This is a genomic window from Mesorhizobium sp. B1-1-5, assembly GCF_006443065.1.
GTDB lineage: Bacteria > Pseudomonadota > Alphaproteobacteria > Rhizobiales > Rhizobiaceae > Mesorhizobium.
In genome coordinates this window covers 1-19855 of the sequence record NZ_VFWS01000098.1, presented here as the reverse complement: position 1 = coordinate 19855, position 19855 = coordinate 1, and the positions used below count along the sequence as shown (strand labels likewise).

General features: G+C 63.8%; 19 protein-coding genes. 12 read left to right on the top strand and 7 right to left on the bottom strand.

Annotated features, from left to right (window positions below; all coding sequences use genetic code 11):
- Positions 1–47: 47 nt before the first annotated feature.
- From dnaA to FJ980_RS23035, 7 genes are all read left to right on the top strand, one after another.
- Complete coding sequence (gene dnaA / locus FJ980_RS23070) at positions 48–1595, top strand: chromosomal replication initiator protein DnaA (protein ID WP_140546048.1); 1548 nt, start codon at positions 48–50, stop codon at positions 1593–1595.
- A 201-nt stretch (positions 1596–1796) separates the two neighbouring features.
- Positions 1797–2915 carry a DNA polymerase III subunit beta gene (gene dnaN / locus FJ980_RS23065; protein WP_095765942.1) on the top strand — a complete coding sequence of 373 codons (1119 nt, stop codon included), beginning with the start codon at positions 1797–1799 and terminating at the stop codon, positions 2913–2915.
- Between the two features lie 139 nt (positions 2916–3054).
- A complete protein-coding gene (recF, locus tag FJ980_RS23055; RefSeq protein WP_140546046.1) occupies positions 3055–4215 on the top strand; it encodes a DNA replication/repair protein RecF in 1161 nt (386 codons plus the stop codon).
- Positions 4216–4307: 92 nt separating this feature from the next.
- Entirely contained in the window at positions 4308–5063 is a 756-nt protein-coding gene (locus tag FJ980_RS23050; RefSeq protein ID WP_140546045.1) for a molybdopterin-synthase adenylyltransferase MoeB, read from the top strand.
- Positions 5064–5067: 4 nt separating this feature from the next.
- A complete protein-coding gene (locus FJ980_RS23045) occupies positions 5068–5556 on the top strand; it encodes a GNAT family N-acetyltransferase (protein ID WP_140546044.1) in 489 nt (162 codons plus the stop codon).
- Positions 5553–6806, top strand: a complete 1254-nt coding sequence (locus tag FJ980_RS23040; RefSeq protein WP_140546043.1) for an aconitase X catalytic domain-containing protein — start codon at positions 5553–5555, stop codon at positions 6804–6806. The genes FJ980_RS23045 and FJ980_RS23040 overlap by 4 nt, the downstream gene beginning before the upstream one ends.
- Positions 6803–7216 (top strand): DUF126 domain-containing protein, encoded by a 414-nt coding sequence (locus tag FJ980_RS23035; protein WP_140546042.1) that lies wholly within the window; start codon positions 6803–6805, stop codon positions 7214–7216. The genes FJ980_RS23040 and FJ980_RS23035 overlap by 4 nt, the downstream gene beginning before the upstream one ends.
- A gap of 6 nt (positions 7217–7222) precedes the next feature.
- Here FJ980_RS23035 and FJ980_RS23030 read toward each other — a convergent pair whose 3' ends face one another.
- Positions 7223–8224 (bottom strand): D-glycerate dehydrogenase, encoded by a 1002-nt coding sequence (locus FJ980_RS23030; protein WP_140546041.1) that lies wholly within the window; start codon positions 8222–8224, stop codon positions 7223–7225.
- 270 nt (positions 8225–8494) lie between these two features.
- On the opposite strand from FJ980_RS23030, the gene FJ980_RS23025 reads away from it, so the two are divergent.
- Complete coding sequence (locus FJ980_RS23025) at positions 8495–9052, top strand: SH3 domain-containing protein (RefSeq protein WP_140546040.1); 558 nt, start codon at positions 8495–8497, stop codon at positions 9050–9052.
- On the opposite strand, the gene FJ980_RS23020 is transcribed toward FJ980_RS23025, so the two are convergent.
- Together FJ980_RS23020 and irrA are read right to left on the bottom strand one after the other, a co-directional pair.
- The gene (locus FJ980_RS23020) at positions 9042–9434 is read right to left on the bottom strand and encodes a DUF4260 domain-containing protein (RefSeq protein ID WP_140546039.1); all 393 of its coding nucleotides are present in this window, start codon (positions 9432–9434) and stop codon (positions 9042–9044) included. The genes FJ980_RS23025 and FJ980_RS23020 overlap by 11 nt on opposite strands.
- Before the next feature lie 9 nt (positions 9435–9443).
- Positions 9444–9875 (bottom strand): iron response transcriptional regulator IrrA, encoded by a 432-nt coding sequence (gene irrA / locus FJ980_RS23015; protein WP_095766194.1) that lies wholly within the window; start codon positions 9873–9875, stop codon positions 9444–9446.
- A 249-nt stretch (positions 9876–10124) separates the two neighbouring features.
- On the opposite strand from irrA, the gene fabA reads away from it, so the two are divergent.
- From fabA to FJ980_RS22995, 4 genes are all read left to right on the top strand, one after another.
- On the top strand, positions 10125–10640 hold the full coding sequence (gene fabA, locus FJ980_RS23010; protein ID WP_095765952.1) for a 3-hydroxyacyl-[acyl-carrier-protein] dehydratase FabA: 516 nt from the start codon (positions 10125–10127) through the stop codon (positions 10638–10640).
- Between the two features lie 114 nt (positions 10641–10754).
- Positions 10755–11975 (top strand): beta-ketoacyl-ACP synthase I, encoded by a 1221-nt coding sequence (gene fabB / locus FJ980_RS23005; RefSeq protein WP_095765953.1) that lies wholly within the window; start codon positions 10755–10757, stop codon positions 11973–11975.
- A gap of 30 nt (positions 11976–12005) precedes the next feature.
- Entirely contained in the window at positions 12006–12818 is an 813-nt protein-coding gene (gene fabI, locus FJ980_RS23000) for an enoyl-ACP reductase FabI (protein WP_140546038.1), read from the top strand.
- 102 nt (positions 12819–12920) lie between these two features.
- On the top strand, positions 12921–14474 hold the full coding sequence (locus FJ980_RS22995) for a bifunctional diguanylate cyclase/phosphodiesterase (RefSeq protein ID WP_140546037.1): 1554 nt from the start codon (positions 12921–12923) through the stop codon (positions 14472–14474).
- A gap of 87 nt (positions 14475–14561) precedes the next feature.
- Here FJ980_RS22995 and FJ980_RS22990 read toward each other — a convergent pair whose 3' ends face one another.
- The 4 genes from FJ980_RS22990 to corA all read right to left on the bottom strand — a co-directional run bounded on the left by FJ980_RS22990 (position 14562) and on the right by corA (position 19788).
- Positions 14562–15572, bottom strand: coding sequence for a class I SAM-dependent methyltransferase (locus tag FJ980_RS22990; RefSeq protein ID WP_140546036.1), 1011 nt, complete (start codon positions 15570–15572; stop codon positions 14562–14564).
- Between the two features lie 130 nt (positions 15573–15702).
- Positions 15703–17853: a polyribonucleotide nucleotidyltransferase gene (pnp, locus tag FJ980_RS22985; protein WP_140546035.1), complete on the bottom strand. Its 2151-nt coding sequence runs from the start codon at positions 17851–17853 to the stop codon at positions 15703–15705.
- 381 nt (positions 17854–18234) lie between these two features.
- Positions 18235–18546: a 30S ribosomal protein S15 gene (gene rpsO / locus FJ980_RS22980; RefSeq protein ID WP_280950871.1), complete on the bottom strand. Its 312-nt coding sequence runs from the start codon at positions 18544–18546 to the stop codon at positions 18235–18237.
- A gap of 147 nt (positions 18547–18693) precedes the next feature.
- Positions 18694–19788, bottom strand: a complete 1095-nt coding sequence (gene corA / locus FJ980_RS22975; RefSeq protein WP_140546034.1) for a magnesium/cobalt transporter CorA — start codon at positions 19786–19788, stop codon at positions 18694–18696.
- Positions 19789–19855: the final 67 nt, after the last annotated feature.

The following is a 19855-nucleotide window of genomic DNA, read 5'->3' as shown; positions in this document are numbered from 1 at the left end:
CGCATCCCCGGCGGAAAAGGGTACGAGAAGACAAAGGGACTTTGATCATGCAGAGCGGCATTGACAGGGAGATAGCGGGCGAGCTCCCATTTCCAGCAACTTTTGTCGGAGGGGGCGACGTGGCGGTATCCAGCGACGCGGAACAGAAGTTCGAACGGGTCAAGGCCCAGCTGAAGGCGCGTCTTGGAGCCGAGGTCTATTCGAGCTGGTTCGGTCGCATGAAGGTCGCCGAGGCTTCGCGCGGCGTTGTTCGCATCTCCGTGCCTACAGCCTTCCTGCGGTCCTGGATCAACGGCCATTATCTCGAGCTTATCGCGGAGCTGTGGCGGCATGAGGATGCGGGCGTCCTCAAGATCGAGATCGTCGTGCGCACCGCGACGCGCCAGGGGCGCAATCCTGTCGAGCCCGAGATCGCCCCGGCGCGCAAGATGACCAAGCAGACGCATACCGCGCTTGCCAACGGCACCGCGAGCGCCGGGCGTGTGGAGCAACGGGCGCCGGCGCCTCGCCAGGGCGTGTCAGCGGAACCGGAGTTCCGCCACAATGTGCTGGGGTCGCCGCTTGACCCGCGTTACACGTTCTCCTCCTTCATCGAGGGGCCGTCGAACAGGGTGGCCTTCGCCGCGGCCAGGGCGGTGGCGGAATCGCAGTCGAGCGCGGTACGTTTCAACCCGCTTTTCCTGCATGCGACCGTCGGGCTCGGCAAGACGCACCTCCTGCAAGCGATCGCCGCGGAATCGCTGCGGCAAAACCCGAAGTCGCGCGTCGTCTACCTGACGGCGGAATATTTCATGTGGCGCTTCGCCACCGCGATCCGCGACAACAACGCGCTGACGCTGAAGGAGCAGCTGCGCGATATCGATCTCTTGATCATCGACGACATGCAGTTCTTGCAGGGCAAGTCGATCCAGCACGAATTCTGCCACCTCATCAACATGCTGCTCGACAGCGCCAAGCAGGTGGTGGTCGCGGCCGACCGGCCGCCCTCGGAATTGGAATCACTGGAGCCGCGCGTGCGTTCGCGCCTCAATGGCGGCGTGGCGCTGGAAATGTCGGCGCCGGATTTCGCCATGCGGCTCGGCATGCTGAAACTGCGCCGCGCCAGCACCAAGACCGACGACACCTCGCTCGACATATCGGACGAGATCCTGGAGCATGTCGCGCGCACGGTGACCGGCAGCGGGCGCGAGCTCGAAGGCGCCTTCAACCAGCTTCTGTTCCGCCAGTCCTTCGAGCCGCAGATCACTATCGACCGCATCGACGAGATCCTCGGCCACATCTACCGCTCCGGCGAGCCGAAGCGGGTGCGCATCGAGGACATCCAGCGCATCGTGGCGCGCCACTACAACGTGTCGAAGACCGAGCTTCTGTCCAATCGGCGCACGCGCACAATCGTCAAGCCGCGGCAAGTGGCGATGTATCTGTCGAAAGTGATGACACCGCGCTCATTGCCGGAGATCGGGCGGCGGTTCGGCGGCCGCGACCACACGACCGTGCTGCATGCCGTGCGCAAGATCGAGGACCTTTCAGGCGGGGACAATACGCTTGCGCAGGAACTCGAACTGCTCAGAAGGCTGATCAACGACCAGGCCTGAAGGGGCGCAGAAATAGCCGGCGGCACGCTTCGCCGGCTTTATCCCCAGAAAGCCCGCGCCGCCGGCCGGAACCGGTGCCGCGGGCTTGCGTTTGCAGGCTTTTTACTGTCAGCTTACACAGATTCTGAAAGCCTTTCAGAGCTTTCACGGGATGCCGCCTGCCGGTGACCTGTTCATTCATTGAAGCGAGCCTGTTTCGTCATGCGTGTTATCCTGGAACGGTCAAATCTCTTGAAGTCCCTCAACCACGTCCACCGCGTGGTCGAGCGTCGCAACACCATACCGATCCTGTCCAATGTGCTGCTCAGCGCCGAAGGCGCCAGCCTCGAGATGAAGGCGACCGACCTCGATCTTGAAGTGACGGAGGCGACGCCCGCCAAGGTCGAGCGCGGCGGCGCGACGACGGTGCCGGCGCATCTGCTCTACGACATCGTGCGCAAGCTTTCCGACGGCGCGGAGGTGATGCTGAAGACGGACGAGGACGGCAATGCGATGACCGTCACCTCCGGCCGTTCGAGCTTCCGCCTGCAGTGCCTGCCGCAATCCGACTTCCCGGAGCTTTCTGCCGGTTCGTTCTCGCATATCTTCCGGCTGGAATCGGCGGCGCTCAAAGGGCTGATCGACAAGACGCAATTCGCCATCTCCACCGAAGAGACGCGCTATTATCTCAACGGCATCTTCCTGCACACGCATGAGGTTGGCGGCAAATTGAAGCTGCGCTCGGTGGCGACCGACGGGCATCGCCTGGCGCGGGCCGAGATCGACGCGCCGGCAGGCTCCGAAGGCATGCCCGGCATCATCATTCCGCGCAAGACGGTGAGCGAGTTGCAGAAGCTGGTCGACGATCCCGACGTGGCGGTGACCACGGAGCTGTCGGACACCAAGATCCGCTTCACCATCGGCAGCGTCGTTTTGACCTCGAAGCTGATCGACGGCACCTTCCCCGACTATCAGCGCGTCATTCCGACCGGCAACGACAAGAAGCTGATCATCGACCGGCAGAGCTTCGCTGCGGCAGTAGACCGCGTTTCGACCATTTCCTCCGAACGCGGCCGGGCGGTGAAGCTTTCGATCAATGACGGCCAAGTGACGCTCGCGGTCAACAATCCGGATTCGGGCAGCGCCACCGAGGAACTGGCGGCCGACTACTCGTCGGACCCGATCGAGATCGGCTTCAACGCCAAATATCTGCTCGACGTCGCGGCCCAGCTCACCGGCACGGAGGCGAAATTCATGCTGGCCGATGCCGGCTCGCCGACGCTGATCCACGACATGGCCGACGAGACCGCGCTCTACGTGCTGATGCCGATGCGGGTCTAGGCTCAGTCTCTTGACGCAATTCCGGACGGAAAACCGCTGTGCACTTTTCCCGGAATTGCGCTTTTGTCTTTCGCAATTCCGGACGGAAAACCGCTGTGCACTTTTCCTGGAATTGCTCTGACGGACCTGATGTGTCGCCGTGAATTCGGATGCGAAACAGCTTCGGCAGCAAAGCTATGTAAGTAAGCTTGTACTTACGAATTTCCGCAATTACGCGACGCTGTCGCTCGAGCTCGCGCCCGGCGCGGTGGTGCTGTCGGGCGACAATGGCGCCGGCAAGACCAATCTCCTGGAAGCGGTCTCGTTGCTGACGCCGGGCCGCGGCCTGCGCCGCGCGCCCTATGGCGATGTGGCGCGCGAAGGCGGCGACGGCGGCTTCGCCTTGCATGCGCGCATTGAGGGGCCGGAAGGCCAGGTCGAAATCGGCACCGGAATTTCCGGCGGAGACGCCGCCGGCGAAGGCGGCAGGAAGGTGCGGATCAACGGCGCGCCGGCGCGATCGGCCGAGGATATGCTGGAATGGCTGCGGGTCGTGTGGCTTACGCCGGCGATGGACGGGCTGTTTCCAGGGCCGGCGGCCGACCGCCGCCGCTTCCTCGACCGGCTTGTGCTGGCGATCGACCCCGGGCATGGCCAGCGCGCGCTCGACTATGAGAAAGCCATGCGCGGCCGTAACAGATTGCTTACCGAAGGCTCCCGCGACCGCGCCTGGTTCGACGCGATCGAGACGCAGATGGCCGAGACCGGGGTGGCGATCGCCGCGGCGCGGGCCGAGCTGGTAAGGCTGCTTGCCGCCATGATCGACAGATTGCCAGGCAGCGGACCGTTTCCGCAGGCTGACATCAGCCTTGCCGGCGATCTGGAGAGCGAGATCGCCGTCGCGCCGGCCGTCGATGTCGAGGAGCGCTTCCGCCGTCTGCTTGCCAGTGGTCGCGAGCGCGACCGCGCCGCCGGCCGCACGCTGGACGGTCCGCATCGTTCCGATCTCGTGGTGCGGCACCGGCCGAAGTCGATGCCGGCCGAGCTTTGTTCGACCGGCGAGCAGAAGGCGCTGCTGGTCGGCATCGTGCTGTCGCATGCCAGGTTGACCGGCGAGATGTCGGGACTGACGCCGATCCTTCTGCTGGACGAGATCGCCGCGCATCTCGACGCGGGCCGGCGCGCGGCGCTGTTCTCCATCCTGGAGGAATTGAACTGCCAGGCCTTCATGACCGGCACGGATGCCGCCTTATTCTCCAGCCTTGCCGGCCGGGCGCAGTTCCTGACCGTCGACCACGGCAACGTTGAGCCGACCGGCTGACCTTTTGAAGCGAGTTCTGCACTTGCGTATACGCGACAAGGCCGCGCCTTGCGCTTACTGACAAGGCCTCGCCACGGCGATATGGTCCAGCCATGACCGACGCCGCGCTGACCGACGAAGAGCTCGAACGCTATGCCCGCCACATTGTGCTGCCGGAGATCGGCGGGCCGGGCCAGCAGAAGCTGAAACGGGCACGGGTGCTGGTGATCGGCGCCGGCGGGCTCGGCGCGCCGGTGCTCGAATATCTTGCCGCCGCCGGCGTCGGCACACTCGGCATCGTCGATGACGACACCGTCTCCTTGTCCAACCTGCAACGGCAGGTGATCCATGGCAGCGACAGGGTCGGCATGGCTAAGACCGACAGCGCGCGGGAAGCGATCATGCGCATCAACCCCAATGTCACGGTGGAATCGCATCGCCTGAGGTTGACGGAGGAGAATGCCCCTGCCCTCGTCGCCTGCTACGATATCGTCGTCGACGGCTCCGACAATTTCGAAACGCGCTATGCGGTCGCCGATGCCTGCGCGGGCGAGAAGAAACCCCTCGTCACGGCGGCCGTCGGGCGCTTCGACGGCTCGGTGACGGTGCTGAAGCCGTTCGAGGCTGGCGCCGACGGCAAGCGCAATCCGAGCTATCGCGATCTGTTTCCGGAAGCCCCGCCCGAAGGGCTGGTGCCGTCCTGCGCCGTCGCCGGCATCGTCGGCGCGCTGACGGGCGTCATCGGCGCGCTGGAGGCGATGGAAGCGATCAAGCTGATCGCCGGCATAGGCGAACCGCTGATCGGCCGGCTGCTGCTCTATGACGGGCTCACGGCCCGCTTCGACACCATCCGCTACAAGGCCGTCTGAGCGCATGGACCAGAGCATCGGCATCTCCATAGCCGGCCTTGCCGCAGATTTCGACCAATGGGGCGAATTGCTCGCGCTGATCCGGCGCGCCTTCGCCTATATGGACGGGGTGATCGACCCGCCATCATCGGCGCATCTTTTAACCGCGGAGGCGCTTGCCGGGAAGGCGAAGCGGGAGACGGGGGTTCTGGCCGTCGAGAACGGCCGCATCGTCGGCTGCGTCTTCGCTCTGGAACGGTCGCGGGATTTCTATGTCGGCAAGCTCGCGGTCGAGCCACGGCTGCAGGGCCAAGGCATCGGGACCCGGCTGATGCGGGCGGTGGAGGATCTTGCCCGCGAGCGCGGCATGGACGCGATCGAGCTTCAGACCCGTATCGAACTGACCGCAAACCATGCAGCCTTCGCCCGGCTCGGCTTCCGCGAGACCGAGCGCACGTCGCATGCGGGCTATGACAGGCCGACCTCCATCACCATGCGCAAGGTGCTGTCTTGAGCCTGGTCCTCAGCCCGGAAGAACAGGCGATCGCCGCCGGACGGGACGGCGCGGGCATGGCGATGCGCATCGTTGCCGAAAGCGCCCGGCTGCTCGGCGCGCCGCGACTGATCCCGATCGCCTCCACCCATATCGACGGCGCGCTTTACCACGGCGATTCCGGCACGTTGTTTGCCGAGCGGCTGGTCGAAGGCGGTGCCAAGGTCGCGGTGCGCTCGACGCTCAATGTCGGGGCGCTCGACCTGATGGGTTGCTCGCGCATTCGTCTGGAGGAGCCGCAGCGTGGCATGGCGCGGCGGATGATGGAGGCCTATCGCAAGCTGGGCTGCGAGCAGAGCTGGACCTGCGCCCCCTACCAGGCCGGACACAGGCCCGCGCTCGGCAGCGACGTCGCCTGGGGGGAGTCCAACGCGGTCGTCTTCTGCAATTCGGTGCTGGGCGCGCGCACCAACCGCTATGGCGATTTCCTGGACATTGCCTGCGCCATCACTGCCAGAGCGCCTGACTACGGCCTGCATCGGACGGAGAACCGCCGCGCGCGGCTCATTTTCGATGTCTCGGGCCTGTCGCCGTCCTTCCTCGCCTCGGAGATCGCATGGCCGGTGCTGGGCAGCCTCTATGGCCGCGAGGTGGGCAACGCGATCGCCGTCGTCAGAGGCGTGACGGATCATCCCGGCGAAGACGCGCTGAAAGCATTCGGCGCGGCGGCCGCATCGTCCGGCGCGGTCGGCCTGTTCCACATTGCCGGCGTGACGCCCGAGGCTCCCGACGTCGAAGCCATTCTGGCCGGGCCTGAGCCGGAAGCGGTGATCCGCGTGACGCCCGACATGGTGGCGACGGCGCGCGCGGGCCTGTCGACAACGGCCGCGACCAAGACCATCGATGCGGTGGCGATCGGCAGCCCGCATCTGTCGCACGCCGAGTTCGACAGCCTGGAGCGGCTGATCGCCGGACGGCGGCTCGCGGTGCCGATCTACGCCTGCACCGGCCGCCACGCGCTTGCCCTGCTGGAGCAGGACGGCCGGCGGAAGCGGCTCGAAGCCAGCGGCGTCGTCATCGTCGCCGACACCTGCGTGGTGGTGACGCCGATCATGCCGTACCTTGCGGGCGGCGTTTTGATGACCAATTCGGGCAAGTTCGCGCATTACGCGCCGGGCAACACCGGCTATGCGGTGCTCTACGCCTCGCTCGCCGACTGCGTCGAAAGCGCGGTCCTCGGCAAGCCGGTCTTCACGGATATCGCGGCATGAGCGCGAGGGCCGAAATCCTGGTGCCGGGCAAGGCGGGCGAAGGCGACGCGCTGGTGCTGACGGCGCCGATCAGCTTCTGGGGCGGCGTCGACCCCAGCACCGGGCGTATCGCCGACGTTCGCCACCCGCAGCATGGCGAAGTCATCGCCGGCCGGGTTCTGTTCCTGCCGGGCACGATCGGCTCGTCATCCGCTTCGGCGGTGCTGATGGAGCTCGTCCACAACGGCCGCGCGCCGGCCGCCCTAGTGCTGCACGAGCCGGACGCCATCCTGCTGCTCGGCCTGATCGTAGCGCGGGAAATGGGTTGGGAAACGCCGATGGCGGTGAGGCTCGAACGCGGCGCGTTCGACAGCTACCGCGGAGCCGCCGTCACGGTCGCTTCGGACGGCGCAGTGACCGCCGCCGTCTAACCTTTTTCAGGTCCTGAGCGGCAGGACACGATCAGGCGGACGGTGGCCGTCGAAGAAGGCGCGGATGTTGATGATCACCTTCTCGCCCATGTCGATGCGGCCCTCGAGCGTGGCCGATCCCATATGCGGCAACAGCACCACCTTGCCCTTGGCGGCGAGCTTCAACAGCTTGCTGTTCAGCGCCGGCTCATGCTCGTAGACGTCGAGGCCGGCGCCGGCGATCTTGCCGTCGTGGATGAGCTTGATCAGCGATTCCTCGTCGATGATATCGCCGCGCGCGGTGTTGACGAGGTAGGCCGAAGGCTGCATCAGCGCGAGCCGACGGCCGGACAAAAGGTGGAACGTCGCCGGCGTCGACGGGCAGTTGACCGAGATGATGTCCATGCGGGCCAGCATCTGGTCGAGGCTTTCCCAGTAGGTCGCCTCCAGTTCCTCCTCGACCGCCGGCAGCACGCGGTGCCGGTTGTGATAGTGGATCGAGAGGCCGAAGGCCTTGGCCCGCCTGGCGACCGCCGTGCCGATGCGGCCCATGCCGACGATGCCGAGACGTTTGCCCCAGATGCGTCGGCCGAGCATCCAGGTCGGCGACCAGCCGGCCCATTTCTTGTCACCCGTCAGCACATTGGCGCCTTCGGCCAGCCTGCGCGGCACGGCGAGCATCAGCGCCATGGTCATGTCGGCGGTGTCTTCGGTGAGCACATTCGGCGTGTTGGTGACGGTGATGCCCTTCTTGGCGGCCGCCGCGACGTCGATCTTGTCGACGCCGTTGCCGAAATTCGCGATCAGCTTGAGGTTCTCGCCGGCCTGGGCGATCAGCGCGGCATCGATATGGTCGGTGATGGTGGGGACCAGCACATCGGCTTCCTTGACCGCCGCGACCAGCTCCGGCTGCGTCATCGGCCGGTCCTCGACATTCAGCCTCGCGTCGAACAGCTCGCGCATGCGCGTTTCGACCGGATCGGGCAGCTTGCGAGTGATGACGACGAGGGGCCGTTTTTTGCCTGCCATTTTATCCCCGAAGCTTCTTCGATCAGGATGACGTTTCGTCGAATCGTCATCCTGATCCTACTCTTTGTTGCAGCAAGATCTCTTCCGAAAACCGGTACCCACTTTTCGGGATCATGCTCTCGAAACCGATCTCGTTGAGACCTCTTTAACCAAGACCGGCGAAACTTGCAGCCAGTCGCGGCATCAGCCCACTCCTGTAACAAGCGGTGCCGCCGAAGACAAAGAAAAAGGGGCGCTCATCCGCACGGACCGGCGCCGAAAGGAACGAAAGTGTCTGGTTTCGCGTCGCTTCGCCTGGCCTTCAGCGCAGCCATTCTTGGCGCCCTGCTTTGCGCGCCGCAGGCATTCGCGCAAAGCGCGGCCGCGCCAGCGCAAACCATAACGCTTGGCCCGAGCGGGCTGCCGCTGCCGCGTTTCGTCAGCCTCAAGCCGGCCCGGGTCAACGCGCGCGTCGGCCCCGGCGCCAATTATTCCGTCAACTGGATGTATCTGAAGGCCGGCCTGCCGATGGAAGTCATCCAGGAATTCGACACATGGCGCCGCGTGCGCGATGCCGACGGCTCGGAAGGCTGGATCAACCAGTCGCTGCTCTCCGGCCGACGCACCGCGATCGTCGCGCCGTGGCAGCGCGGCAAGGGCGGGCGAATCAACCTGCTCGATGAGCCCGACAAGGATGCGGGTGTCGTCGCCATCATCGAGCCGGGTGTGATCGGCTCGATCAAGAAATGCGACGGCCAATGGTGCGAGATGACCTTCGACGGCCATACCGGTTGGATGGCCCAGTCGCAGGTGTGGGGCGCCTATCCCGGCGAGAAGGTCAAGAACTGAGTTCGCTGGCCTTGCTGTTGCGGTCGCGGCCGATGCGGCCGAGATGCGTATCCTGGAAACCGGTGGGCAGCTTGAGGCCGTAGCCGAGGGCACGGTCGATGGCGATGTGCGCGATCCAGATCAGCGCCACGGCGGTGGTGATCGGGCCGGCGAGCAACGCGCCCGCAAGCAGAAGCACGAGCGGGGCAATCAGGATATGCAAGGCGTTGTAGGTGACGGCGCCGACGCTTGGCCCGGCGAGGTAGCCCAGCATAGACAGGTCCGGCGCGAGGATGAGCAGCGCAAACAGCCACCAGGAAAAGCCGGAGATTGCATAGCAAACGATAGCCAACGCGGCGACGGTGACCCATTCAAACCGGACAATCAGATCGACGGGCCGCATCACCACGGATCAGTTGCCGCGCTTCGGGCGAAGCCTCACGACGATGTCGACATTGGCGATCTCCATGCCTTCCGGAGGCGCCGGCAGGTTGGAGACGGTCACCGGTCCGCTCTCGATATCGAAAATCCGGTTCTCGCCCTCGACGTAGAAGTGATGATGGTCGGAGGTGTTGGTGTCGAAATAGGTTTTCGAGCCTTCGACCGCCAGGATGCGCAGCAGTCCGGCCTGGGTGAACTGGTGGAGCGCGTTATAGACCGTCGCCAGCGAAACCGGCACGCCGGCGGCGATCGCCTCTTCGTGCAGTTCCTCGGCCGAAAGGTGTCGGTCGCCCTTGGCGAAAAGCAGGTCGGCCAGCGCAATGCGCTGGCGCGTCGGCCTCAGGCCGGCTTCGCGAACCCGCTTGTCCACAGCGACATTTTCCTTCCTGTAGCCCGAATCCATCTCTTCGCGTCGAAGCTTTGCTGCCCAGCCCATCAACAGGTCCAGAATGGCAAAAAGACGTCAAAAGCCAAAACCGGACATCAGCCGACATATATTCTGTAGTCCGAATGCGATCAATAGCGCGCATTGACCCGGGCAGGCGCACGGGTTAAGCGCAAACGCCGGTTTCCGGCCGCAAACAGAGTGTGTTAGGAAACCAACGAGAAGGGCGCCCTGCCGCCCGCGAAGGAACACGGGGACAGAAATTTGATGGCGGGTCAAAAGTCCAGCTACGATTACGAGGAACTGCTTGCCTGCGCCCGCGGCGACCTGTTCGGGCCAGGCAATGCCCAGCTGCCCTACCCACCGATGCTGATGTTCGACCGCATAACCGAGATCAGCGAGACCGGCGGTGCTTTCGACAAGGGCTTCATCCGCGCCGAGTTCGACATCAAGCCGGACCTGTGGTTCTTCGCCTGCCACTTCATCGGCAACCCGATCATGCCGGGCTGCCTCGGTCTCGACGCCATGTGGCAGTTGACCGGCTTCTATCTCGGCTGGCTGGGCGAACCGGGCAAAGGCATGGCGCTTTCGACCGGCGAGGTGAAGTTCAAGGGCATGGTGACGCCGTCGGTGAAGAAGGTCGAATACGGCATCGACTTCAAGCGCGTGATGCGCGGCCGCCTGGTGCTCGGCATCGCCGATGGGTGGCTCAAGGCGGATGGCGAACCCATATATGCGGCTACGGATCTGAAGGTCGGCCTGTCCAAGCAGCCGGCCGCCTGACCGTTTTCCGCCACGGCGCCCGCGTAGCTAACGGATGCCACGTCAGTTTGTTTGCGTATGATCAAGGGCGAAGCCGGTTAGGTCTTTCGCCCAGTACGCGGGAAGGAGTTGCGAATGAGACGGGTCGTAGTGACAGGGCTCGGCATTGTGTCGTCGATCGGCAACAATGCCAATGAGGTGCAGAGCTCGCTTTACGATGCCAAATCAGGCATCAGCTTTTCCAATTCCTTTGCCGAACACGGCTTCCGCTGCCAGGTCTGGGGCGCGCCGACGCTCGATCCCACCCCGATGATCGACCGCCGCGCCATGCGCTTCCTGAGCCAAGGCGCCGCCTGGAATCACGTCGCCATGGACCAGGCGATCGCCGATGCCGGCTTAAGCGAAGGCGACATCACCAATGAGCGGACCGGCATCGTGATGGGTTCCGGCGGGCCTTCGACCCGCACCATCGTCGAAGCGGCCGAAACCACGATCAAGAACAACAGCCCCAAGCGTATCGGCCCGTTCGCCGTGCCGAAAGCCATGTCATCGACGGCGTCGGCCACCTTGGCCACATGGTTCAAGATCCACGGCGTCAACTATTCGATCTCTTCGGCCTGCTCGACCTCCGCGCATTGCATAGGCAATGCCTATGAGCTCATCCAATGGGGCAAGCAGGATGTGATGTTCGCCGGCGGTCACGAGGACCTCGACTGGACCATGTCTGACCTGTTCGACGCCATGGGCGCCATGTCGTCGAAGTTCAACGACAATGCGTCGGCCGCTTCGCGCGCCTATGACGTCAACCGCGACGGTTTCGTCATCGCCGGCGGCGCCGGCGTGCTGGTGCTGGAGGAACTGGAGCACGCCAAGGCGCGCGGCGCCAAGATCTACGCCGAGGTCGTCGGCTACGGCGCGACTTCCGACGGCTACGACATGGTCGCACCTTCGGGGGAAGGCGCGATCCGCTGCATGCGCCAGGCGCTTGCCACGGTGTCTTCGCCGGTCGACTACATCAACACCCACGGCACCTCGACGCCGGTTGGCGATTCCAAGGAAATGGGCGCCATCCGCGAGGTGTTCGGCGACAAGATGCCTTACATCACCTCGACCAAGTCGCTCACCGGCCATTCGCTGGGCGCGGCCGGCGTGCAGGAATCGATCTATTCGATCCTGATGATGCAGGGCGGCTTCATCGGCGAGAGCGCCCATATCGAGGAGCTCGATCCGGAATTCGAGGGCATGCCGATCGTGCGCAAGCGTATCGACGACGCCAGGATCGACACCGTCCTGTCCAACTCCTTCGGTTTCGGCGGCACCAACGCAACGCTGATTTTCCAGCGCTATTCCGCATAAGACCAGCGTTTTTCATAAGGATTGCCAGGCATGGAAGGGTTGATGAAGGGCAAGCGCGGGCTTGTCATGGGTGTTGCCAACGACCATTCGATTGCCTGGGGCATCGCCAAGAAGCTGTCGGAACATGGGGCCGAGCTCGCTTTCACCTATCAGGGCGACGCCTTCGGGCGGCGGGTCAAGCCGCTTGCCGAGAAAGTGGGAGCCTCGCTGATCGTGCCTTGCGATGTCGAGGACAGCGCCTCGGTCAGCGCGACCTTCGAGACCCTTGGCGAGGCCTGGGGCGGGCTGGATTTCGTGGTGCACGCCATCGGCTTTTCCGACAAGAACGAGCTGAAGGGCCTTTACGCCGACACCAGCCGCGACAACTTCGTGCGCACCATGGTGATCTCCTGCTATTCCTTCACTGAGATCGCCCGCAACGCCGCCGCGTTGATGGGCAATGGCGGCTCGATGATCACGCTCACCTATGCCGGCTCGGTCAGGGTGATGCCGAACTACAACGTCATGGGCGTCGCCAAGGCCGGGCTGGAAGCCAGCGTGCGCTACCTGGCCAACGACTACGGCCCGCGCGGCATCAGGGTGAACGGCATCTCGGCTGGGCCGGTGCGGACGCTGGCCGGCTCCGGCGTGTCCGATGCCCGCCACATGTTCTCCTACCAGCAGCGAAATTCGCCTTTGCGGCGCACCGTGACCATCGACGAAGTCGGCGGCTCGGCGCTTTACCTGCTTTCCGATCTATCGTCGGGCGTCACCGGTGAAATCCACTATGTCGATTCCGGCTATCACATCGTTTCGATGCCGGCACTGGAGGAATTGAAGCAGAACGACGGCGCGCGGGAATAGTCTGCGGCGGCGATGGTAGCGTTCCAGTAAAATTGGATTCATCGGCGGAAACTCATTTTAAGGAGATATCCGCTATAAGGCCCCGCAATCTGGGGACAATGCATGCCTGCAGTCAGCAATCCCAAACGGACTCCGCTGTTCCGGCTGATCACCATCGCCAGTTCGGGGATGGGCAGTTTCATCCTTGGACTGTGGGGGCTGAGGTTCGGCTTCGGCGACGGCATGGCCGGCATGCCGGCCGAAACGATGGCGGGCGTCATTGCCGCGCTCTGCGCCCTTGCCGCCGGCGGAGCAGCACTCTCGTTCTTTGCCGGCGTCGATGAATCCGCGGCTTATGTCTTCAAAGAAACCCATTTCGACAAGCTGACCGGCCTTTTGTCGCGCCAGGCCATGGTCGGCAAGATAGCCGAGGCCGCCTCCGGGACGATCCGAACCGGCGAGCCGGTATTCCTGATCGACATCGATATCGACCGTTTCAAGCAGATCAACGACGCCATCGGCTACAGCCAGGGCGACGAACTGATCCGCGCCTTCACCAGCAGGCTGACGGAGAATATGCCGAAGGACGCGGTGATCGGCCGTATCGGCGCCGGCGAATTCGCGGTGCTTTTGCCGGACCGCCAGATCAGGGGCTCGATCGAGCGGCTGATCGAGAAGCTCATCAACGAGATGATGGAGCCCTATCAGCTGCAGACGCATCTGCAGTCGGTCAGCCTGTCGGTCGGCATCGTGGCGATGCCAAAGGACGGCGTCGACCCGGTCCTGATCCTGCGCCGCTCGAACCTTGCGCTGCAGAACGCGCGCGCCAGCGGCATCGGCAACTGGTCTGTCTTCCACGCCGATATGGGCCGCGTTGCGGACTATCGGCAATGGATCGAATCGGAGCTGAAGACCGCCTTCGATCGCGGCGACTTCAGCCTTCACTACCAGCCGCAGCTCGACCTGCCGAGCGGCCGTATCGTCGGTTATGAGGCGCTGATCCGCTGGAAGCACCCGGAGCGCGGCATGATCCCGCCGATGGAATTCATTCCGATCGCCGAGGAAACCGGCATGATCAATCCGATCGGCGAGTGGGTGCTGCGCAAGGCCTGCAGCGACGCCCGGTACCTGCCGGAGGAATGCTTCGTCGCCGTCAACATCTCGCCTGTCCAGTTCATGACCAGGGATTTCATCGGCATCGTGCGGGAGGTGATGGAATCGACCGGCATCAAGCCTTCGCGACTGGAGCTCGAGGTCACCGAGACGGCGATGATGCAGGACCGCGACCGCGCCGCAGCCATCCTGGAACAGCTTGCCGAGATGGGTATCTCCGTGGCCGTCGACGATTTTGGAACGGGCTATTCCAATTTGAGCTACCTGATCGATTTCTCCTTCGGCAAGCTGAAGATCGACCGTTCCTTCGTCAGCCGCATCGACACCGATTCCAGCTCCGGCGCAATCGTTTCGACCATTGTTGGCCTGTCACGGGCGCTGGGCGTGGGCATCATCGCCGAAGGCGTAGAGACCGAGAACCAGGCCACCCTGCTCCGAGCGGCCGGCTGCGAGGTTGTGCAGGGCTATCTGTTCGGCCGGCCGGCGCCGCTCAAGGTCGAGCTTGGCGAAGCGCGCTCCGCCTTCGGCACGCACGAGCCGGCCCGCATCGTCAGCCTGCAATAGAACAAGCATTTTTCCCGCCGTAATTGTGGATGCAAGGCTACGGCGAAGGCGCCGAATCCACCCGCTGCACGCTTTTGCTTGATTGCTTCAGCGGCGCGCCGAAAACACCTTGAACATGCCGTCGCGGGCGATCTCGGCATGGCTGGCGAAGGCCGCCGAGAGCGCCTGTTCGTAAGGAAGCTGGCGGTTGGCGACCATGAACAGGCGGCCGCCCGGTCTCAACGCCTTCGACGCGGCGCGGATCATGCCGGCACCGATCTCCGGCTCGGACGCGCGGCCGCGGTGGAAGGGTGGATTCATGACGATCGCGTCGTAGCGCCGTTCGACCGCCTCGGTGAGCAGATCGGTCCAGAAGAAACGCGGCTCGATGGCGCCGCCCTGGACGTTCAACCTGGCTGCTTCCAGGGCCTCAAAATCCGCTTCGTAGAGATCGACTGCGGTGAGACCTTGCGGACGCCTCAGGACTTCCGCCGCCAGATAACCCCAGCCGGCGCAGAAATCAGCGACGTTGCCTTTGAGATCGTCAGGCAGGCTCGCGGCCAGCAGTTTCGAACCGGCATCGATCCGATCGAAGGAGAACATGCCAGGCCTGGTCTTGAAACCGCCTTCGATGATCAAATCGGGGTTGCCGGCGCGCAGCGTCGCGGCCGTCTCCGCGGCGGCTCGCTTGAACCAGAAGGCAACGCCGTGATGCTTCGGCAGATGGCCTTCGAGCGGCACCAGGGCGTTGATCCGCTTGCGCAGGCTGTCGATGCCGTCCTCCTTGCCACCGGCAATGACGACCAGCCCACCCGGCAGGACGCGCTCTATCGCCTCGGCGACGCGCTCCTCGTTCTGGCCGCGATGACGGCCCGCGAGCACCAACGCCAGGTCGAAGCCGGTATCCTCGGCGCGCGGCGTGACCGCGTAGCCGGACGCCTGCAGCGTTCGAAAATGCGGCCGAAAGCCTTGCACGAGATGCAGCGCCGCCTCGAAGCCGGCGGGCAAGCGGAAGCCGGGCTCGGCGCCGAGAAACAGGACGCGGGCATCCTTTCGCGGCAGAGGCAGCGCCTCGGCTTCGAACGGGTAGAACAGCGTCTTGAGCGGCTCCGCGGCCATTCACCTGCTCCGTAGGACCTTTGTCCGACGCAATTCCGGACGGAAACGGTTGCCGCTTCCTGGAACTGCCCTGAAACAAAACGGGCGCGACCTCGCGGCGCGCCCGTCTTGGATTATTCGGTCAAACCGATCAGGCGGCGTCTTCCTCGCCGTCCGACTTCTTCTTGTCCTGGACGATTTCCTTGCCGGTCGCCTGGTCGACGACCTTCATCGACAGGCGGACCTTGCCGCGCTCGTCGAAGCCCATAAGTTTGACCCAAACCTTGTCGCCTTCCTTGACGACGTCGGAGGTCTTGGCGACGCGCTCATTGGCGAGCTGCGAGATGTGGACGAGACCGTCGCGCGGGCCGAAGAAGTTGACGAACGCCCCGAAGTCGGCCGTCTTGACGACGGTGCCTTCGTAGATCTCGCCGACTTCCGGCTCGGCGACGATGGTGTGGATCCACTTCTTCGCCGCCTCGATCTCCTTGGCGTTCGCCGAAGCGATCTTGACCGTGCCGTCGTCCTCGATGTTGATCTTGGCGCCGGTCTTCTCGACGATCTCGCGGATCACCTTGCCGCCGGAACCGATGACGTCGCGGATCTTGTCGGTCGGGATATGCATGACCTCGATGCGCGGCGCGAATTCGCCGAGCTCGGCGCGGGCGCCCGACAGCGCATGCGCCATCTCGCCGAGGATATGCAGGCGGCCGTCCTTGGCCTGGGCAAGCGCGATGCCCATGATCTCCTCGGTGATGCCATCGATCTTGATGTCCATCTGCAGCGAGGTGACGCCGTTGGCGGTGCCGGCGACCTTGAAGTCCATATCGCCGAGGTGGTCCTCGTCACCGAGGATGTCGGAGAGCACCGCGAAGCGCTCGCCTTCCTTGATCAGGCCCATGGCGATGCCGGCGACCGGCTTTGCCAGCGGCACGCCGGCATCCATCAACGCCAGCGAGGTGCCGCAGACGGTCGCCATCGAGGACGAGCCGTTGGACTCGGTGATCTCCGAAACGACGCGCAGCGTGTAGGGGAACTGGTCCGCGCTCGGCAGCATCGGGCGGATGGCGCGCCAGGCGAGCTTGCCGTGGCCGATTTCGCGACGGCCCGGCGAACCCATGCGGCCGGTCTCGCCGACGGAATAGGGCGGGAAGTTGTAGTGAAGGAGGAACTTCTCCTTGTACATGCCGGTCAGCGAATCGACATACTGCTCGTCTTCGCCGGTGCCGAGCGTGGCAACGACCAGCGCCTGGGTCTCGCCGCGGGTGAACAGCGCCGAACCATGGGTGCGCGCCAGGACGCCGACTTCGGAGACGATCTTGCGGACCGTCTTCAAGTCGCGGCCGTCAATGCGCGAGCCGGTGTCGAGGATGTTCCAGCGCACGACCTTGGCCTGGAGTTCCTTGAACACCGAGCCGATCTGCTCGGACGTGTATTTGGCCTCTTCGCCTTCGGCCGGCACAAACGCGGCCTTGACCTTCGACTTGACTGCATCGACGGCGGCATAGCGCTTCTGCTTGTCGGTGATCTTGTAGGCCTCGCGAAGCTCGTCGCCGACGATCTTCAGCATCTCGGCTTCAAGCGCGGAGTAATCCGGCGCGGAGAAGTCGCGCGGCTCCTTGGCGGCGACCTCGGCCAGCTTGATGATCGCGTCGATCACAGGCTGGAAGCTCTTGTGGCCGAACACGACGGCACCGAGCATCAGTTCCTCGGAGAGTTCCTTGGCCTCGGATTCGACCATCAGCACGGCGTCGCCGGTGCCGGCAACGACGAGGTCGAGCTTGGATTCCTGCATTTCGTCGATATGCGGGTTGAGCACATATTCGCCGTTGATGTAACCGACGCGGGCACCGCCGATCGGGCCCATGAAGGGCACGCCGGAAAGCGTGAGCGCAGCGGAGGTGGCCACGATCGACAGGATATCGGGATCGTTCTCGAGATCATGCTGGACGACGGTGACGACGATCTGGGTGTCGTTCTTGTAGCCGTCGGCGAAAAGCGGGCGGATCGGACGGTCGATCAGGCGGGAAACCAGCGTTTCCTTTTCGCTCGGGCGGCCCTCACGCTTGAAGTAGCCGCCCGGGATCTTGCCGGCGGCGTAGGTCTTTTCCTGGTAGTTGACGGTAAGCGGGAAGAAATCGAGGCCGGGCTTCGGCTCCTTCATCGAAACGACGGTGGCGAGAACGACGGTCTCGCCATAGGTGGCGAGCACCGCGCCGTCAGCCTGGCGTGCGATCTTGCCGGTTTCCAGGATGAGCGGACGGCCGCCCCATTCGATTTCCACTTTGTGTTGATTGAACATGTCTTGTCCTTCATATGCGGAAAGGGCCGCGCCGTCCTAACGGTCACGGGTTCTCCCTTTCCTGGCTTCCTTCGGGCAGCCACGGGCAAGACAACGGGAAGCTCGTAGGTCCGGCTCATAAGCCCAAGCGAGCATCCTGCAATCCTGCCCCATGACCGTCCATGGGGCGGTTCCGAATGGCCCTCTGCGCGTCCGGAACCGTGTTTGGCCGACCGATCGGCCGGCTTTGCGCATGACGCCGGAAACCACTGTTTCCGGAACGCGCCCTGCGCGAATGCGAATTTCTAGAGCGCGTCGCGCTCCGGCATTATCGCACCGGATCGACCGATGCGCCAATGCGCGACCGGCGGGCCCTCCGAGGAAGACCCGCCGGTCAATTCGTCAGCGACGCAGACCGAGCTTGTCGATCAGCGTCTGATAGCGCCCGTCATCCTTGCGCTTGAGGTAGTCAAGCAGGCTGCGGCGCTGGGAGACCAGAGCAAGCAGGCCACGGCGGGAATGGTTATCCTTCTTGTGGTCCTTGAAGTGCTCGGTCAGGTTCTTGATGCGCTCGGAAAGAATGGCAACCTGGACTTCCGGAGATCCGGTGTCGCCCTTGGCGGTTGCGAATTCGGTCATCAATTCCTTCTTGCGGTCGGCAGTAATCGACATCGTGCTTTTCCTTATCTGTTGGAGGAAACGGGACGCCCACAGCCGGGATGTCGTCCAGCAGGGGCCAGTGCAAGCGACGCGTCAGGGCGCGAAGCTGCGGCGCATATAGTCCAATTCCGGAATAAACACCAGCCCAAATGTCAAGCCGGCTTGTCGCAGGTCTTGCCACGAAAACAAAGGGTTCAGCGGCTATAGCCACTTCTTCGATTTGAAGAAGAAGATCAGTCCGGCGGCGACAAGCGCCATGAACAGAATTGCCACCGGATAACCGTAATAGGCTTTCAGCTCCGGCATGTTCCAGGGCGAGCTTTGCGGATCGAAATTCATCCCCCAGACGCCGACCAGGAAGGTCAGCGGCATGAAGATCACCGAGACGATCGTCAGGTAGGAAATGACGTCGTTGGTGCGGGCCTGGGTCAGCGAGACATGCATCTCGATCAGGCCGGTGAGCATGTCGCGCTGGTTCTCGACCAGCTCGATCAGACGCAGCGAATGGTCGAGCGTGTCGTTGAAGAAGATCTTGGTCTCCGCCTTCACGAAGGCCACGTCGTTGCGGATCAGCGTCGCCAGCGTGTCGCGCATCGGCCACAGCACGCCTTTGAGCACGTTGGCGTCGCGCCGCAATTCATGCAGCTGCCGCATCTGGTGCTTGTGCGGCTTATTCAGCATCTCGTCCTCGATGCCGTCGACCAATTCGCTCGCCGCCTCGATCGGTGGGAAATAGCTGTCGACGATGGCATCGATCAACGCATAGCCAAGATAGTCGGCGCCGCGCGAGCGCAGGCGGTTGGGCATCGCACCCGCAATGCGCTTGCGCACCGGATCGAACGGATCGCCTTCGCGCTCCTGGAACGTGACGACGAAATTGCCGCCGAAGAACAGCGCGATCTGCTCGTAGCGATGCGAGGTGACATCGTCGATCATGCGCATGACGACGAAGGCATGATCCTCGAAGAAATCCACCTTGGGCCGCTGTCCAGTGTTGACGACGTCCTCCAGCGCCAGCGGGTGCAGGCTGAAGATGCGGCCGATCTCCTCGATCAGCGGGATATTGGCAAGTCCGGTGCAATCCAGCCAGACGACAGGCCATTTCTCGCAATGCGCGTTGAGATCGTCGATCGAGGCATTGTCGATGGTTTTGTATTTCTCGGGCGAGATCAGCGTCAGCCGCAGTTCGCTGCGCCGCGCCGCCGGATCGGCGATAAGCGTGCCTGGCGACGCCCCGACCGGTGGCCGGCGGGTTGTCAGCGATGCCCGCTTCTTGCCTGCATCAGCCTTGGCCATGAGATATCCTCGGAACTCAGCATTCGGCCTAGATTAGAGCAATTCCAGCAAAAGTGCGCAGCGGTTT

Bases quoted from the DNA above. Each gene is read 5' to 3' on its own strand.
- dnaA (WP_140546048.1), top strand. From the start codon at position 48: ATGCAGAGCGGCATTGACAGGGAGATAGCGGGCGAGCTCCCATTTCCA.
- dnaN (WP_095765942.1), top strand. From the start codon at position 1,797: ATGCGTGTTATCCTGGAACGGTCAAATCTCTTGAAGTCCCTCAACCAC.
- FJ980_RS23050 (WP_140546045.1), top strand. From the start codon at position 4,308: ATGACCGACGCCGCGCTGACCGACGAAGAGCTCGAACGCTATGCCCGC.
- FJ980_RS23045 (WP_140546044.1), top strand. From the start codon at position 5,068: ATGGACCAGAGCATCGGCATCTCCATAGCCGGCCTTGCCGCAGATTTC.
- FJ980_RS23035 (WP_140546042.1), top strand. From the start codon at position 6,803: ATGAGCGCGAGGGCCGAAATCCTGGTGCCGGGCAAGGCGGGCGAAGGC.
- FJ980_RS23030 (WP_140546041.1), bottom strand. From the start codon at position 8,224: ATGGCAGGCAAAAAACGGCCCCTCGTCGTCATCACTCGCAAGCTGCCC.
- FJ980_RS23020 (WP_140546039.1), bottom strand. From the start codon at position 9,434: ATGCGGCCCGTCGATCTGATTGTCCGGTTTGAATGGGTCACCGTCGCC.
- irrA (WP_095766194.1), bottom strand. From the start codon at position 9,875: ATGGATTCGGGCTACAGGAAGGAAAATGTCGCTGTGGACAAGCGGGTT.
- fabA (WP_095765952.1), top strand. From the start codon at position 10,125: ATGGCGGGTCAAAAGTCCAGCTACGATTACGAGGAACTGCTTGCCTGC.
- fabB (WP_095765953.1), top strand. From the start codon at position 10,755: ATGAGACGGGTCGTAGTGACAGGGCTCGGCATTGTGTCGTCGATCGGC.
- fabI (WP_140546038.1), top strand. From the start codon at position 12,006: ATGGAAGGGTTGATGAAGGGCAAGCGCGGGCTTGTCATGGGTGTTGCC.
- FJ980_RS22995 (WP_140546037.1), top strand. From the start codon at position 12,921: ATGCCTGCAGTCAGCAATCCCAAACGGACTCCGCTGTTCCGGCTGATC.
- FJ980_RS22990 (WP_140546036.1), bottom strand. From the start codon at position 15,572: ATGGCCGCGGAGCCGCTCAAGACGCTGTTCTACCCGTTCGAAGCCGAG.
- pnp (WP_140546035.1), bottom strand. From the start codon at position 17,853: ATGTTCAATCAACACAAAGTGGAAATCGAATGGGGCGGCCGTCCGCTC.
- corA (WP_140546034.1), bottom strand. From the start codon at position 19,788: ATGGCCAAGGCTGATGCAGGCAAGAAGCGGGCATCGCTGACAACCCGC.